This is a genomic window from Yersinia antarctica (genome assembly GCF_056636475.1).
In genome coordinates this window covers 2,819,376-2,834,031 of sequence record NZ_JBSJQF010000001.1, presented here as the reverse complement: position 1 = coordinate 2,834,031, position 14,656 = coordinate 2,819,376, and the positions used below count along the sequence as shown (strand labels likewise).

Genomic DNA, 14,656 nt, shown 5'->3' with positions numbered 1-14,656 from the left:
ATAGTCAAAAGATAATGTTAGCCCCACATTGAATAATGTGAGGCTCAGAATTATATTACATTGGTTTCTTAGGTGCCCACTCAATCTCTTTTTTCATCTCAGTAATTTTTTTGTTCGGTGATTTTTTACAAACATCAATCACTTTTGGTGTGTAGACCTGGTCTATTTCCTGGAAATCTACGCTATCGCCTTTTTTATACTGGATATCCCGGTTTAGGATCCAGAAAGCGACGGGGGTCATACTTTTCGGATTAAGATCAAGGAATTCTTTGCAGGTCATTTCTGTTGGGGTGGTGGGTGATGATGCTGCGAATACTGTGTTAACGGTTACGAGCATGAGTGTCACAATGACACTCTTAAGCAGTGATTTATAGAACATGACTATTTCCTTATCTATATATTAAATTTCAACTGATATTATTGTTACATGGATGAGAGTTATATCTCGTTATTTAGCATGAGCTATAAAGGTATATCTTGCCAGCGCCAAGCTTAAATTATCGGGATGAGGGATAAGACGGATTATTATTTTCTGCTAGCGTTCCTCTTATGTGTCTGATTTGCATGAAAGAGATTTAATAGCGATTTATATAAGATTGGTAAACGTAGCTATCAATAGTAATTGTTTATATTTTTTGTTTCTTTATTAACTATGACATGGCTATTTATTTTGAAATAAAAAGCAGAGCAACAAAATATGCCTGCTTTCAATTTATCTGTTGCTACAATACTATTAGCGATACTAATAAATATAACATTTTAAACTTTGTGGTTTTTATCTGATAGCGGTGGAGGGCATGGATACTTGCCATCATGTTGCGGCTGGTTTTTTGCTGGTTGGCTATCATGATGTTCTTTCGCTGGCGGCAACGGGCGGCCACTCTTGTCTTTCGGCGGTTCAGGTGGGCGTTTACATCTCACCCCCGATTGTTTTTGTGCTTCTTTATTAATAGGTTGTGTGGCAAAGCTAGAGGCTGCATTCAATAGCAACATTGATACACCACAAAACATCAGTAACTTCTTCATTCTCGCTCCAGTTATTCAATAGGAATACATCATTACCATAATGGATTGTTCTTTCAGTTTTCTTGGCGAGATTTGTAATGATATTATCAAGTTGAGTGTCTGTAGTTATCTATTAGAGAGTATCATCATTCCAAACCTACACTGATTCATTGGTGTATGTTATAGTTCACAGTGTTATTATTAGCGCCATCAGTAGACTGGTTATAATTTCATTTTTTCTTGTTCTAAATTATAGGTGATTTACTTTATGTCTTTATTTTCTTTTTATCATAACTGCCTGAATGCTTTGACTGGGAAAGTATTTGGTCAGCACCGTAAAGGTGAACCAGTGAAGAGAGAGAATGGGAAAGATAAATTATCTAATCTTCAACTGGATGTACTGTTGAATGCGGAAAAACAGGTCGCGATTATTACCACCGACTTAGAGAGTCGGATCACCATATTTAATGTGGGTGCGGAGCGAATGTTTGGCTATTCTAAAGATGAAGTCTTGGGAAGCCCTATTTCGGATATACTGCACATTCCAGAGTTTGGTAAGGATCAAGCTGAGCTGGATTATTTATTGCTTAATCGGCGTGATGCCAGCGAGTGGTGTTATCAGCGCCAAGATGGGAAACGTTTCTGGGGAGCACTTAGTGTCCATGAAATAACTGCCGATAATAACCAGACCGTGGGTTATATTAGTGTGATTGCTGATGTTTCGGAAAGAAAATTCCTGCTGATGAAGCTGGAAGAAAGTAAGCAGATGATGGACCGTTTAACTAAGAATTTACCAGCAATGATTTATGCTTATTATTTAGATGCAGAGGGTAAATCTTATTTTAAATATTGTAGCGAGGGTGTCAGGAAAATATTTGCTCTGTCACCGGCTGATGTTTTGTATGTGCCCAGAGAGGAAAACCCTCTGTTTAGCCGCGTGCATACTGACGATATGGATATGCTAAAACAGGCGGTAGCCATCTCTCAACAGAATCTATCTGTCTGGCGCTGCGATTTTCGCGTGGTGTTGCCGGGCAAAGGTACACACTGGCTCCATGGTGAGTCTTTCCCGACGCTTCAGGATGATGGGGCTGTTATTTGGTATGGCTCGTTTTTCGATATTACTGAACTTAAACAGTCAGAATCGATCCTCAAGGCGTTGTCACAAACCGATGTATTAACTGGGGTAGCCAATCGTCGCCACTTTGATGATATCTATCAGCACATCTGGCAAAAAAACCAGATCGAAGGCGGTTCTCTGTCTGTGTTGATGATCGATTTTGATAATTTCAAAAGCTTTAACGACCTTTATGGTCATGCAATGGGGGATGTTTGTTTGAAATCCATTGTCGAAACTTTGTCAAAATCTATTCGTGGTGGTTCAGACATTTTGGCGCGCTATGGCGGCGAGGAGTTTATTGTATTGCTAGCACCCAGTACCCTGGCGGATGCGAAAGCGGTTGCCGAGCGCATGCGTCACTCCATTGAGGAGTTAGATATTCCCCATGGGATATCGCCAGAGGGGCGGGTGACCATCAGCATTGGTGTGGCTTCGGTATCCGCGCCGGGTGAGTCTATTTCGGCGACAGACTTGTCGGATGCTGCGGATAAAGCGTTATATCGGGCGAAAACCACGGGGAAAAACCGCGTGGAAGCGGTGGTGCTGAACTGATACGTAAAGAGCGTGTGGGGCAGGGAAGAGAGTCATTACTGCCCCACAGAGAGTCGATTTAGGATAGTTAATGTCTAGTTGTCGTGATCCTGAGCTTCACGCAGGCGTTCTTGCTCTTCAGCTATAACCGCTTTGATTTCCTCCAGTACACCCTCAACATCAGCCGCTTCGGTGCTTTCTGCAAACTCACCAGTCAGTTGCGTTTCTGGATGCAGTTTACCATCCTCATAAAGTGCCCACATCTCTTTGGCATACTTACGATTAAGCAGTTCTGGTGCGTATTGGCCATAATAGTGTGTCATGTTTGCGACATCCCGCTCCAGCATGGCTTTAGCATGATTGTTCGCCGCAGCATTGACGGCTTGCGGTAAATCGATAATGACCGGGCCCTCTTTATCAATTAAGACATTAAACTCTGATAAATCGCCATGAACCAGACCGGCGCAAAGCATCCGTACCACATATTGGATCATCAACGCATGGTCAATCAGCGCTTGTTCTCTGCTAAATGGCACATCACTCAGGCGGGGGGCGGCAAGGCCATCTGCATCGGTGACCAGTTCCATCAATAAAACACCATCAAGGCATGCATAAGGTTGAGGTACCCGAACACCGGCATTGGCGAGCAGGTACAAGGCATCCACCTCGGCAGTTTGCCAGGTCTCTTCCTGTTGCTTGCGGCCAAATTTAGAACCTTTGGCCATGGCTCGCGCGTCACGACTGTTACGAACCTTACGCCCTTCCTGATACTGAACAGCCTGTTTGAAACTGCGGTTTTCAGCTTCTTTATAGACTTTAGCGCAGCGGATATCCTGCCCACAACGGACAACGTATACATCAGCTTCTTTGCCACTTTTCAAACGACGGATGACTTCGTCAACCAAGCCGTCATCAACCAGCGGTTGGATTCGTTTTGGAATTTTCATGGCGTCCTTGTACCCTATTTAAGCCCGCGATGGAATGGCTTTGGCTGAATTTTCCTTCAGTTTACCATTCGCGCCCATCAGCGGGTGGGTTTTTACTGAGTATCAGGCAGCACTGAACTGGGCATTATGCAATTTTGCATAGGCACCTTTACGGGCCAGCAATTCATAATGGTCGCCCTGTTCCACAATCCCTTCCTTATCGACCACAATGATACGATCGGCATTTTGAATCGTGGCTAAGCGATGGGCAATCACCAACGTCGTTCTGCCTTGTGATAATTCCGTTAGCGCAAGCTGGATGGCTTGTTCAGTGGCAGTATCAAGCGCGGAGGTGGCTTCATCCAGAATCAAAATCGGTGGATTTTTCAGGAAAATACGTGCAATTGACAAGCGCTGTTTCTGCCCGCCGGATAATTTCACTCCGCGCTCACCAACAACGGTATCCAGTCCATCAGGCAAGCTTTCAATCAACTCATCTAGCCGGGCTTGTTGTGCTGCAACCATTATTTCATCGTCGCTGGCATCGAGTTTACCGTAAGCAATATTCTCACGGATAGATCCGCCGAATAAGAAAACGTCCTGCTGAACAATACCGATATTATTACGCAATGATTGCTGAGTCATATCACGGATATCAATACCATCAATCGTGATTGCCCCCTCATCGAGTTCATAAAAGCGGGGCAGCAGTGAGCATAACGTGGTTTTACCCGCCCCCGATGGCCCGACGAATGCCACGGTTTCGCCAGCCCGGATTTGCAGGTTCAAATGGGTGAAAATTTTATTCTGCGGTGAATAACCGAAACTGACATTGTGATAACAAATATCGCCATGCAAATGGCCAACAGGGCGAGCGTTTGGTTGGTCAACAATATCAGGCAGTGTATCTATCAATTGAGTGAATCGCTTAAAACCGGCAATTCCTTTCGGATAACTTTCCAGGACTGAGGTTATTTTCGCCACCGGGCGAAAAAACACTTCAACTAATAACAGAAATCCGACAAAACCGCCGTAACTCAACTGGTCATGCACGACGTACCAGGTACCGGCAACCATCACAATTAACTGCACCAGACGGGTACTGAGGTAGCTCATAGTCATACTGGTGGTCATGATGCGGTAAGCCCGCAATTTGGTGGTGCGGTAGCTTTCGTTATCTGCGGCGAACAATTTCTTTTCATGAGATTCATTAGCGAAAGCTTTGACGACACGAATACCGCCGATACTTTCCTCAATGCGGGCATTAAAATTGCCAACTTGACCAAACAGTTTGCGCCAGGTTTCGGTCATCTGTGAACCGTAGCGGCTGACCAGATAGGTCATAAAGGGTACGATGATGATGGTGAGCATCGCCAGTGGTAAATGGACGGATGCCATCAAAATGAATGCACCGATAAAGGTCATAATGGCAATAAAAAGATCTTCAGGACCGTGGTGGGCAATTTCTCCAACCTCTTCAAGGTCTTTGGTGACGTGGGTGATAATATGGCCGGTCTTCATATTGTCGTAATAGCTAAATGATAATTTTTGCAGATGGCTAAAAGCCTGGCGACGCATGTCGGTTTCGATACCCACACCCAATGCGTGCCCCCAGTAGTTAACAATCGCCATTAGCGCAGTATTGAGCAGATAAATCATCAACAGGCCAGTTGCCGCCCAAACGATCAACACCCAATCTTGATTGGGAAGTAATTTATCAATGAACAGTTTTACCGCCATCGGGAAACTCAGCTCCAGCAGCCCGGCCAAAATGGCACAGCCAAAGTCCAGATAAAAAAGCCCTTTGTACGGGGCATAATAAGAAAAGAAACGGCGGAGCATTGGGGTATCCTTACAATTACAGAGGAGAAATCGGTACAAATGTCGGAAAAGCTGTTCGCTGCATTATAAATGTAAATGGTTCTTAATAGCATTTATTTTGCTATTTATTATCCGATAATAGAATTCTTATCTGTGAGAATATGCATTGAAGCCAAGATTATATCGAGTATTGTTAGTCAGATAATAGCGAGGAGCAGTAGCAATGAATTTGACCATGACAGATGCCCCAACGACTGAAGATATTGCAGAAATCATTGAGGGGTTGAAGGCTTTTAACCGTAAATTTGTTGGTGATAATGGTCGTAAACCATTAGCCGTATTTATCACAGGAGAAGATGGCGAAAAGTTGGGAGGGATTACCGGATATACATTAGGTAATTGCCTGAGTATTGAATTGTTATGGGTATCGGATGCATTACGTCACTCAGGGGCTGGTACTAACTTGATGAACGCAGCCGAACAGGAAGCAATACAGCGGGGATGCAAGTTTGCCCAAGTAGATACATTCAGCTTCCAGGCTCGCCCGTTCTATGAAAAACAGGGTTATCAATTGAAAATGACGCTAGAAAATGTACTGGGTGAGTACCACCGTTATTATTTGACTAAAAATCTGATTAACTAGTTTGGCAGCACAAACCGACTATGCGCAGTTTAAATTCAAATGGTATCAAGACCTATGTCTAATAGGTCTATTTTGTCACTGATACATAAAGAGGCTACCGCTGTGAGTGTATATACGCCTTAATATTAGTGTCACGCCCACTCAACAGTGAATATTCAGCTTTTAAAGGAGGCTCACATTTTCTCTGAATTGCATCTATAGGCGTGGGTCTTCTATTAGGTTATTCTGTTTTACATTGGATTAGTTAATGTAAATGGAAATGAATATGGCGGCTTCATCAAATAAAAAGCTCTCGCTGTGGTCATTAACCTCGCTGGTCGTGGGTTCAATGATAGGTGCTGGTATTTTCTCTTTACCTGCTACATTCGGCCGAGCAACCGGAGGATTGGGTGCCATCATCGCGTGGATTATTGCTGGTGGCGGAATGTTAACTCTGGCCTTTGTTTTTCAGACTTTGGCACAACGTAAGCCAGATTTGGATTCCGGTGTTTATATTTATGCTAAAACTGGGTTTGGTGATTATGCTGGTTTTGCCTCAGCCATTGGTTTTTGGGCTGGCGCCTGTATCGGAAGTGTTTCCTATTTTGTTTTGATCAAATCAACATTGGGAGCCTTCTTCCCACTATTTGGTGATGGTAATACGTTATCCGCTGTCTTAATTGCGTCATTAATCTTGTGGAGTTTTCATTTTATGGTGTTGCGCGGCATCAAAGAAGCCGCAGCAATCAATACTATTGCCACCTTTGCTAAAGTTATTCCGATATTTATTTTTGTTATTGTGCTGGCATTTGCATTTCATACAGATACGTTTGCATTAAACTTCTGGGGTTCCCAATCTTTGTCTGGTGTCGGTGATCTCTCCCATTTGGATGACTATGGTTATACCGGTCATGCGGCATTAGATATTGGTGCAACATCAGAGACACTATTTGCTCAAGTGCGCAGTACTATGTTGGTCACCGTATTTGTTTTTGTGGGTATTGAAGGGGCGAGTGTTTATTCCCGTTACGCTAAAGAAAGAAAGCATGTTGGTATTGCTACTGTTCTCGGTTTTATTGGTGTTTTATGTTTACTGGTATTAGTGACAATGCTTTCCTATGGCGTGCTGCTTCGTCCTGATCTTGCTGCTTTACGGCAACCCTCAATGGCTGGGGTGTTAGAACATATAGTGGGTCGATGGGGCGCTATATTTATCAGCATCGGGCTGATTATCTCCGTTATGGGTGCGTATCTGTCATGGACCCTATTGGCGGCTGAAGCACTCTATTCCGCAGCAAAAAGTAATATCATGCCGCAGATATTTGCAACGGAGAATAAGCGCGGGGTGCCATCGGCAGCGGTTTGGATGTCGAATATTTTTATCCAATTATTCTTAATTGTTACTCTCTTCACTGAGTATGCGTTCCAGTTGGCACTGGAACTCACCAGCTCATTAGTTTTGATCCCCTATTTGCTGGTTGCGGCTTATGGGCTGAAATTGGCCTGGACCCGAGAAACCTATTCGGTAGGTTCGGTCGAGCTGAAGAAAGATTTTATTTTTGCTTTGATAGCAACACTATATGCCATATTAATGGTCTACGCGGGCGGGTTGAAATACATATTACTGTCAGCAGTGATATATGGTCCGGGAACTGTGCTGTTTATCATCGCGAAGCGTGAGCAAAAGAGAGCAATATTCGCGCCGATTGAAAAATGTCTTTTTGCCGTGGCCATGATTACCGCTTTAGCCGCTCTGTATAGCCTCGCCACAGGGGTAATTACGGTATAATAACGTCGGTGATACAGTAATTGTCCACTGAACAGAGATGACATTATATTATCGCCACAAACACTTAATCAAAGCTAATGTATTTTGCGCCTATCCCTAACTTTACAATGGATGGGCTTGATCTATAACAGAGAGTACGACAGGATCGCGTTGGAATAACTAATGATTAGGTTGATATCCGATAGAAATGTATCCATTATAAAATGCGATTTTTCTTATATAGAGTTAGGATTGGTGTGCGCCAATCAGTAGGTATTGCTTTGAAAAAACAACAAAATATTACCCCGAATAGTGATTATTCTGCGGGAATTGGCGATGCGCAATTTGCGCTCGTGGTTTTACTTACAACATCATGTTTGCTGATTGCAATAACATTGATTGCGATCCTATGGTTAATCTAATGATACGCCATAGAAATTAGGGGGAGTGTATGGATAAGAGCTTGTTTGATGACAACAAAGTCATCGCATTGATCGGTTTACTGTTGGCGGCACTCATTGTCGTCAGTGTCATGTTTGCGATGACCTATATGGCGGATCGCCAACGTAACGAAGCACAACCTATTGATGTACAGAATTGCTATAAAAAGAACTGAAAAGCGTTATTCGCCGGAAAGCAGTGGTAAGCATTCAGGCGAATCGTGGGCATTGCGGAGTGTTATGCCAGCTTCTGATGAATAGCATGCAAGGGCAACGCGATATTCAGGTCAATATCAGTATTTTGCCTGAAATCATACGGAGTGATACCGTAACGTTTTCTGAACATGTAAGTAAAATGTGACTGTGAGCCAAAGCCAAAGTCCAATGCGATATCAAAAATCGTACTATCACTACTTCTTAGTTGATAAACCGCGCCCGCTAAGCGTCTTTCCCGAATGTATTTACCCAGCGATACCCCGGTCACTTCTTTAAATATTTTCTGCATATGCCAAAGCGAATAGCCTGAATACACGGCTAACTCTTCAAGGTAGATGACCCGCCCTAGATGGGTTTCGACCCATTTACTGAGGGCGCAGACTAACGCGAGATGATTTTCTTGTGACATTATTTAGTCTGTTTTTTCTGGATAGGAGTAGAGCAGTATACACAAGTTGAATCGAACAACACAAAACACCAAATTGCTCCCGATTGAACAAAATAGACCATAAAGACTTTTCAGACAGTGTTTGCAAAAGATTTTTCTGGTGCCATAGTAAAAGGGTAGTGTCATCAGGAAGGGGTCTATCCCGAGGATAAAGGGTTGAGTTTGGAAAAATAGAAATTAAAAATGATGAGGTGATCGCATGTTAATAACGGTGATTATGACTCTGATAGCGGTTGTCGGCGTAACCGTTTTTTTAAAGATGCCAGTAATGGTCCTGCATAAAGGTAAAGGCGCAGGAGGTGATGAACTGTGAGATTAGGAATATTGTGATCGATTTACATCTAATGAGTTTCCTCTAGAACCAGGTGATTGATAATTTCATGCCTGGTTTTTTTATATCCTCTTCGTACTGACGTTAGCTTTCTTGCCATCTCATATCTGCTTCTTTCTTTCAAAAAGAGGGGGCAATTGATTAAGCACATCATCGACATCGGTTGTAGGTATTTCATTAGCCAAGGATAATGTTAGTCTCTCGAGTCGACAAGAGCAGTGCAGGTTAAAGAAATATTTCAGCAAGCGTGATATCCTTTTACGATATTACTGAGAAGGAATTATGCATGTCTGAAATGTTTACTAATGACCAAGAGCTGGTGTCAGACTTGGTTGCCTGCCAACTGGTGATTAAGCAAATCCTTGATGTGATTGATATCATTGCTCCGGTGGAGGTGCGAGATAAAATGTCCCATCAACTTAAAGCTATTGATTTCTCTACACACCCGGCAGGGGCGGACCCAGTGACTAAGCGAGCGATTGAGAAAGCCATTGCATTAATTGATATGAAATTTAGCCAAAAATAACAGCTACCGTTTAAGGCTGTCTGCAAGTAGGGCGGTAGTATCAGGCTAGCGGCCGTGGGGGAAATGCACTGCGGGTTATGAATAGCAAACCCGCAGTTCAATTATTCAAAAACGTTATTGCCGATCTTTTTCACTAATGGGCAGTTACTGACACCAATGACACCATTTTCACCGTTTATAAATTGAGCGGTTGTAACAGTTCTTGCCGTCAGATATTTACACTGCAAACCAATGCCTGCGGCGTTTTTCTCACTGCCAATAAGCACGCCATAGCCTGAAAAGAGAAGGCCCAAGTATATGATTGCTGCCACCAAAACCAGTCTGAATAAACTCATGTAGTCACTCCATGTAATTAGTTTTACTTATTTTTTAGGATAAATATTTAACAGTTTAACGAGTAATGATAAGTTAGTTAATAGTAAAAATCCTAAATCATATTGATTTATAAGACTAAACAGTAAATTCTTATAAAAAATGTTGTTACAGAGCTATAGTGCACATCAGTAATTACATTTTGGCTATAAATGGTTGATGTTTAATACAGTATAATTAAAAAAAACATTACAGAAGGTGCCCGATTTGAACATTAAGAAACTTGTCGCAACGGTAGGGATCATTGCCGTTTGCTGCTTGTTTTATCTATTAGCCCTTGATAGTTATTGCGATCAGGGGGGGACTTTTTCTACCGGTATTTGTGCTATCACTTCGATTATTCCATGGTAAGGATAGCCTATTATGCTTAGCTATAATAACGATAGATAACTATTACTATTAGTTATCGTTATTAAGTATGAATCACTTATTCAGATCCCCTTTGTGGTGGGCAGAGTGATAAGATAGCGCCTTAGCCACGTATGTCATAGGGTAGTCAATGTTAGATACAAATATGGGGGCACTGGGTGTCATCCCAATTGCTTTATCGCTGCTTACTGTCATTTTCTTCTTGATAGTCTGGTTCTTTTTGAGCCGTGCCAGTGTACGAGCAAATGAACAAATCCGTTTGTTACACGAAATTGCCGAACAACAAAAACGGCAAACCGAATTGCTCAATGCTTTACTGGAAAATGCTACGGGTGTCAGGCATGAGCAAGACGATAGTGATATTGTTTCGCCTCTCGACTTTAAAGGGTTTATTCCAGAGCGATAAATCCCCCCGATTCTGATGCTGTCACCAGGCGGTATCAGAATATCGTCGTAGCCAGAGTGATGGTTTCTCCTGCATAGCCGGCATTATCTTTTTGCGCGATGTGAGTTTGCCCCTTTATTTAGCCCAATATACTGCGCTGATTGTCATAAATTTGTCTTATTTTCGCCGTAATGTAGCCAGAACTTTTCAAGACAACGGTGATTCTAATGATTAAATGGTATGAAGAAAGTGACACTGAAGTGAACCGAAATATTGCACTGCTGACAGGGGAAGATCCCGATAAGTGGTATCCATACGGTGGAGTTAAAGGTAAGGACTACTGCAAAAACCCTTCTGATGCCTGGCCTATCATCTATGCCAATAAAATTGGCCTCTATTCCCCTGAAGTTAATGATAATAATCAGTGGAATGCTCGGATTACCAATCCGCAAGGTGAGTGGCAAGCCTATAGCCAAAGTCCACTTCGTGCCGCGATGATTTGTTACCTGCTCAGCCAAGATATTTGAGTAAATATTGATGATTTTCGACCGCGTGGATACCCATATGCTGAGCGCGTGGCGTGACCAACGGTAAGCGATTCTCTGACTGACTTCTTGGAGCTGATGATGAAACGTATTATTAAAGGGGATTCAAATTTATCTCACCTGGTCATTGCCCATGCGGCGATTGACCACCATCAAAAGTCTTATGGTGAGCGGCGCCAAGGCTGGCCTTCAACTTATCTTATCCGCTATAAAAATAATCGCGTGGCGGTTGAAGTTGTCACCCGGCGTCAATCTTATGTCGCGACATTGATGATTGGGGCCAGGAATCTGAGTAAGTTATGTGGCATATCTGCGTTACAACCCTAAACAGGCAAAGCATCATTGTCCTCTAATCAAATCCTTCCCATGTAAACATCGGCTGATTGATCCTTCTCCGATAGTCAGCTAACCACCTTTATTCTTGCTGCAATTAGGTTTAAGTGTTAAAAAACCGCCGCAGATTCATTTATGAAAGCGCTGTTTAGCACGTTAGTGCGTAATAGGTGCGGCAGAGGATAGGATGGAACAGCAGTTGCAGGATTCAACACTAAAACGCGGTTTAAAAAATCGACATATTCAACTGATTGCCTTGGGTGGTGCGATTGGGACCGGATTATTTTTAGGGATAGCTCAGACGATTAAGATGGCTGGCCCTTCAGTGATACTCGGCTACGCCATCGGTGGTTTTATCGCTTTTCTCATTATGCGTCAGCTCGGTGAGATGGTTGTCGAAGAGCCAGTTGCAGGTTCATTTAGTCATTTTGCGTATAAATATTGGGGCGATTTCGCTGGCTTCTTATCTGGTTGGAACTACTGGGCGATGTTTATACTGGTTGGTATGGCTGAATTGACCGCCGTCGGTATTTATATTCAATACTGGTGGCCAGAGATTCCCACCTGGGTTTCCGCTGCTGTATTTTTTGTCTTAATAAATGCCATCAATCTTATTAACGTACGAATGTATGGTGAAACTGAATTCTGGTTCGCAATCATCAAGGTTGTTGCCATTATCGGTATGATTGTGTTCGGTGCATATCTGCTGGCTTCCGGTACTGGTGGGCCTGAGGCATCGGTTACTAACCTCTGGGCACAAGGTGGGTTTATGCCCCATGGCTTGAGCGGATTAGTGATGGCGATGGCGGTGATTATGTTTTCTTTTGGTGGCTTGGAGATGGTTGGCATTACGGCCGCTGAAGCTGAAGATCCCCATCACAGTATCCCTAAAGCAACCAATCAGGTTGTCTATCGCATCCTCATTTTTTACATCGGTTCATTGGCGGTACTGCTTTCCCTATATCCGTGGGGCAAAGTGGTTGAAGGCGGTAGCCCCTTTGTGATGATTTTCCATGCGTTAGATAGCAATTGGGTTGCAACAATCTTGAATGTAGTGGTTTTGACCGCCGCGCTATCGGTTTACAACAGCGGTGTTTATTGTAATAGCCGCATGTTATTTGGCTTGGCATCGCAGGGGAATGCGCCTAAGTTGTTGACCCGAGTTAATAAACGTGGCGTGCCTATTCTGTCAATCGCACTTTCGGCGTTGGCCACCTCAGCCGGTGTTGTTATTAACTATGTTATGCCGGGCAAAGCGTTTGAACTGCTTATGGCGCTGGTTGTTTCAACATTGGTCATTAACTGGGTGATGATTTGTTTAGCTCACCTCAAATTCCGGGCTGCGAAGGTGCAAGAAGGCGTAGAACCGCGGTTTAAGGCGCTATGGTACCCATACGGTAATTATCTGTGCCTGGTGTTTCTGTCGTTGATTCTGGTCATTATGTATCTCACTGATGGTATTCAGATCTCAGTGCTAATGATGCCAGTTTGGGTTGCGCTATTGTGGTGCGGTTTTATACTCACTCGGCGTAAACATAAGCGGCATAAACTGAATGTAAATGACTCAGATGCAGCCTGATTGAAGTGTTAGCATAAAAGTGCCGGGCGATTAACTGTATGAAAAATCAAGCCCGGCTGTTATCACCTAAGACGCTATTTGTTGTGTTTAAATAATCAGCAATAAACTAAGCGGATACTCAGCATAGTTTTAATTGATGAGAACTATCGTATTTTTTTGGATCAATTAACGCTAATTGAGATTAATTCTTAATAGTCGCCTATAACCACTTTAATTACATGGTTTAAATAGTTAAATAATAGAGTCCATTAGAATTGCCAGCGCATCCAGGTAAACAAAACATTACCATTATTATAAGTGCCGGGAATATAGGTGCTTTGTAGTGAAAACTTATTATATTCAATAGAAATAAGTGGCAAAGGCAATGGGACAGGAATGTAATAATATTCATGACGTGCGGTAATGCTGGCGGTAAAGCCTACGCCAAAACGCCAGCCGTCCATCGCTCCCGGTATCCACATTTTTTGATAGCCATAACCTATAATGGGTTCAATTTGGTTGTGCGAATCCATAAATGCCATCGCATACACAGAGTGCCAGTTGTTATCCTCATCATAGCGATACTTGCCATAGCCGATACCCCATGGCCGCTCATTGTATGACTCTATCTTGTCATCATCGTAGGTCCAGCGGTTGTGCCAGGTATTCAGCGGGATATACAGCTCCTGGTTTGGTGAATCCCAGGTAAGCGAGATGTTGCTCGTCAGGCGTTGCCACAAGCTTTCATTGCTGGTTTGCGGGTTATGCTGCCCTATAGATGTCGGTGTTGGCTGATAGTCTTCCTCCGCCAATACAGTAGCGGCCTGACCCCACCATAAGCTACTGAGAATACAGGTGTTGATAATATATTTACAATTCATAACATGGCTCTCTGATGCCCATAAGGCGAAATAAGATATCTGTGCATCAGATAATCTTTGTACTTATCAAAATAAGAGTGATTAATAGATTATTTATAATTGCGTGGAGCTTATAATCTCGAACCTAAACCACACTATAACGATAAAGTAATTTAGAGTTTTCAACTGTACATCAGTGCTATTAAATTCTGTTTCAGAAAAGTTAAGAATATATCAAGAGGAATTTCTCACACTAAATGTAGGTGGACTAGGCTACATTTCACCCTGGTGAATTAACTAATAATGCGTGCTTTAGGCGATATTCATGCAGATTAAATAAAGTGCTATCGCACCTTGTTGGTGCGATGCAGCTAATTTTTCTTGTGTATTGCACCTATATAGCACAATACCAGTCCATATGGAGAGCCAATCTTTTAGTATTAAATTTGGCATTTGAGTTTATATTTTTATATAACAAGG

18 protein-coding genes are annotated in these 14,656 nt (G+C 42.8%); 11 read left to right on the top strand and 7 right to left on the bottom strand.

Annotation, left to right across the window (positions count from 1 at the left end):
* Positions 1 to 55: 55 nt before the first annotated feature.
* Both hdeB and ACWJJO_RS13230 read right to left on the bottom strand, forming a co-directional pair.
* Positions 56 to 379: an acid-activated periplasmic chaperone HdeB gene (hdeB, locus tag ACWJJO_RS13235; RefSeq protein WP_372569270.1), complete on the bottom strand. Its 324-nt coding sequence runs from the start codon at positions 377 to 379 to the stop codon at positions 56 to 58.
* 380 nt (positions 380 to 759) lie between these two features.
* Positions 760 to 1,026, bottom strand: a complete 267-nt coding sequence (locus ACWJJO_RS13230; RefSeq protein ID WP_083158572.1) for a hypothetical protein — start codon at positions 1,024 to 1,026, stop codon at positions 760 to 762.
* A 247-nt stretch (positions 1,027 to 1,273) separates the two neighbouring features.
* On the opposite strand from ACWJJO_RS13230, the gene ACWJJO_RS13225 reads away from it, so the two are divergent.
* A complete protein-coding gene (locus ACWJJO_RS13225; RefSeq protein ID WP_442820808.1) occupies positions 1,274 to 2,677 on the top strand; it encodes a sensor domain-containing diguanylate cyclase in 1,404 nt (467 codons plus the stop codon).
* Between the two features lie 74 nt (positions 2,678 to 2,751).
* Here ACWJJO_RS13225 and ACWJJO_RS13220 read toward each other — a convergent pair whose 3' ends face one another.
* Entirely contained in the window at positions 2,752 to 3,603 is an 852-nt protein-coding gene (locus ACWJJO_RS13220; protein ID WP_083158573.1) for a PA4780 family RIO1-like protein kinase, read from the bottom strand.
* A 102-nt stretch (positions 3,604 to 3,705) separates the two neighbouring features.
* On the bottom strand, positions 3,706 to 5,424 hold the full coding sequence (locus ACWJJO_RS13215; RefSeq protein WP_420073735.1) for an ABC transporter ATP-binding protein: 1,719 nt from the start codon (positions 5,422 to 5,424) through the stop codon (positions 3,706 to 3,708).
* A 202-nt stretch (positions 5,425 to 5,626) separates the two neighbouring features.
* Here ACWJJO_RS13215 and ACWJJO_RS13210 point away from each other — a divergent pair, with 202 nt between their 5' ends.
* The 4 genes from ACWJJO_RS13210 (at position 5,627) to ACWJJO_RS13195 (ending at position 8,409) form a co-directional block, all read left to right on the top strand.
* Positions 5,627 to 6,046, top strand: coding sequence for a GNAT family N-acetyltransferase (locus ACWJJO_RS13210; RefSeq protein WP_420073734.1), 420 nt, complete (start codon positions 5,627 to 5,629; stop codon positions 6,044 to 6,046).
* 265 nt (positions 6,047 to 6,311) lie between these two features.
* Positions 6,312 to 7,814 (top strand): basic amino acid/polyamine antiporter, encoded by a 1,503-nt coding sequence (locus ACWJJO_RS13205; RefSeq protein WP_083158576.1) that lies wholly within the window; start codon positions 6,312 to 6,314, stop codon positions 7,812 to 7,814.
* Positions 7,815 to 8,017: 203 nt separating this feature from the next.
* Positions 8,018 to 8,215, top strand: a complete 198-nt coding sequence (locus ACWJJO_RS13200) for a hypothetical protein (RefSeq protein ID WP_083158577.1) — start codon at positions 8,018 to 8,020, stop codon at positions 8,213 to 8,215.
* Between the two features lie 29 nt (positions 8,216 to 8,244).
* Complete coding sequence (locus ACWJJO_RS13195) at positions 8,245 to 8,409, top strand: hypothetical protein (RefSeq protein WP_083158578.1); 165 nt, start codon at positions 8,245 to 8,247, stop codon at positions 8,407 to 8,409.
* A 62-nt stretch (positions 8,410 to 8,471) separates the two neighbouring features.
* Here the strand turns inward: ACWJJO_RS13195 and ACWJJO_RS13190 are convergent, their stop codons facing one another.
* The gene (locus tag ACWJJO_RS13190) at positions 8,472 to 8,858 is read right to left on the bottom strand and encodes a helix-turn-helix domain-containing protein (RefSeq protein ID WP_038632374.1); all 387 of its coding nucleotides are present in this window, start codon (positions 8,856 to 8,858) and stop codon (positions 8,472 to 8,474) included.
* Positions 8,859 to 9,514: 656 nt separating this feature from the next.
* Between ACWJJO_RS13190 and ACWJJO_RS13185 the strand changes: the two genes are divergently transcribed.
* Positions 9,515 to 9,754 (top strand): DUF2766 family protein, encoded by a 240-nt coding sequence (locus tag ACWJJO_RS13185; RefSeq protein ID WP_083158579.1) that lies wholly within the window; start codon positions 9,515 to 9,517, stop codon positions 9,752 to 9,754.
* Positions 9,755 to 9,855: 101 nt separating this feature from the next.
* Here the strand turns inward: ACWJJO_RS13185 and ACWJJO_RS13180 are convergent, their stop codons facing one another.
* Complete coding sequence (locus ACWJJO_RS13180; RefSeq protein WP_102970397.1) at positions 9,856 to 10,089, bottom strand: YobH family protein; 234 nt, start codon at positions 10,087 to 10,089, stop codon at positions 9,856 to 9,858.
* Positions 10,090 to 10,333: 244 nt separating this feature from the next.
* Here ACWJJO_RS13180 and mgrB point away from each other — a divergent pair, with 244 nt between their 5' ends.
* The 5 genes from mgrB to ACWJJO_RS13155 all read left to right on the top strand — a co-directional run bounded on the left by mgrB (position 10,334) and on the right by ACWJJO_RS13155 (position 13,337).
* Positions 10,334 to 10,477 carry a PhoP/PhoQ regulatory lipoprotein MgrB gene (gene mgrB, locus ACWJJO_RS13175; RefSeq protein ID WP_072081862.1) on the top strand — a complete coding sequence of 48 codons (144 nt, stop codon included), beginning with the start codon at positions 10,334 to 10,336 and terminating at the stop codon, positions 10,475 to 10,477.
* Positions 10,478 to 10,625: 148 nt separating this feature from the next.
* Positions 10,626 to 10,901, top strand: a complete 276-nt coding sequence (locus ACWJJO_RS13170; protein ID WP_083158580.1) for a YebO family protein — start codon at positions 10,626 to 10,628, stop codon at positions 10,899 to 10,901.
* 206 nt (positions 10,902 to 11,107) lie between these two features.
* Positions 11,108 to 11,407, top strand: a complete 300-nt coding sequence (locus tag ACWJJO_RS13165) for a phage protein NinX family protein (RefSeq protein ID WP_083158581.1) — start codon at positions 11,108 to 11,110, stop codon at positions 11,405 to 11,407.
* 96 nt (positions 11,408 to 11,503) lie between these two features.
* Entirely contained in the window at positions 11,504 to 11,752 is a 249-nt protein-coding gene (locus ACWJJO_RS13160) for a DUF4060 family protein (RefSeq protein ID WP_372559219.1), read from the top strand.
* Positions 11,753 to 11,945: 193 nt separating this feature from the next.
* Entirely contained in the window at positions 11,946 to 13,337 is a 1,392-nt protein-coding gene (locus ACWJJO_RS13155; RefSeq protein WP_420073898.1) for an amino acid permease, read from the top strand.
* A gap of 248 nt (positions 13,338 to 13,585) precedes the next feature.
* Here the strand turns inward: ACWJJO_RS13155 and pagP are convergent, their stop codons facing one another.
* Positions 13,586 to 14,197 carry a lipid IV(A) palmitoyltransferase PagP gene (pagP, locus tag ACWJJO_RS13150; RefSeq protein ID WP_083158584.1) on the bottom strand — a complete coding sequence of 204 codons (612 nt, stop codon included), beginning with the start codon at positions 14,195 to 14,197 and terminating at the stop codon, positions 13,586 to 13,588.
* Positions 14,198 to 14,656: the final 459 nt, after the last annotated feature.

Coding starts and splice junctions, on each gene's coding strand:
- ACWJJO_RS13205 (WP_083158576.1), top strand. CDS start 6,312: ATGGCGGCTTCATCAAATAAAAAGCTCTCGCTGTGGTCATTAACCTCG.
- pagP (WP_083158584.1), bottom strand. CDS start 14,197: ATGAATTGTAAATATATTATCAACACCTGTATTCTCAGTAGCTTATGG.
- ACWJJO_RS13180 (WP_102970397.1), bottom strand. CDS start 10,089: ATGAGTTTATTCAGACTGGTTTTGGTGGCAGCAATCATATACTTGGGC.
- hdeB (WP_372569270.1), bottom strand. CDS start 379: ATGTTCTATAAATCACTGCTTAAGAGTGTCATTGTGACACTCATGCTC.
- ACWJJO_RS13230 (WP_083158572.1), bottom strand. CDS start 1,026: ATGAAGAAGTTACTGATGTTTTGTGGTGTATCAATGTTGCTATTGAAT.
- ACWJJO_RS13210 (WP_420073734.1), top strand. CDS start 5,627: ATGAATTTGACCATGACAGATGCCCCAACGACTGAAGATATTGCAGAA.
- ACWJJO_RS13190 (WP_038632374.1), bottom strand. CDS start 8,858: ATGTCACAAGAAAATCATCTCGCGTTAGTCTGCGCCCTCAGTAAATGG.
- ACWJJO_RS13170 (WP_083158580.1), top strand. CDS start 10,626: ATGTTAGATACAAATATGGGGGCACTGGGTGTCATCCCAATTGCTTTA.
- ACWJJO_RS13200 (WP_083158577.1), top strand. CDS start 8,018: ATGCGATTTTTCTTATATAGAGTTAGGATTGGTGTGCGCCAATCAGTA.
- ACWJJO_RS13225 (WP_442820808.1), top strand. CDS start 1,274: ATGTCTTTATTTTCTTTTTATCATAACTGCCTGAATGCTTTGACTGGG.
- ACWJJO_RS13160 (WP_372559219.1), top strand. CDS start 11,504: ATGATGAAACGTATTATTAAAGGGGATTCAAATTTATCTCACCTGGTC.
- ACWJJO_RS13195 (WP_083158578.1), top strand. CDS start 8,245: ATGGATAAGAGCTTGTTTGATGACAACAAAGTCATCGCATTGATCGGT.
- ACWJJO_RS13220 (WP_083158573.1), bottom strand. CDS start 3,603: ATGAAAATTCCAAAACGAATCCAACCGCTGGTTGATGACGGCTTGGTT.
- ACWJJO_RS13155 (WP_420073898.1), top strand. CDS start 11,946: ATGGAACAGCAGTTGCAGGATTCAACACTAAAACGCGGTTTAAAAAAT.
- ACWJJO_RS13215 (WP_420073735.1), bottom strand. CDS start 5,424: ATGCTCCGCCGTTTCTTTTCTTATTATGCCCCGTACAAAGGGCTTTTT.
- ACWJJO_RS13165 (WP_083158581.1), top strand. CDS start 11,108: ATGATTAAATGGTATGAAGAAAGTGACACTGAAGTGAACCGAAATATT.
- ACWJJO_RS13185 (WP_083158579.1), top strand. CDS start 9,515: ATGTCTGAAATGTTTACTAATGACCAAGAGCTGGTGTCAGACTTGGTT.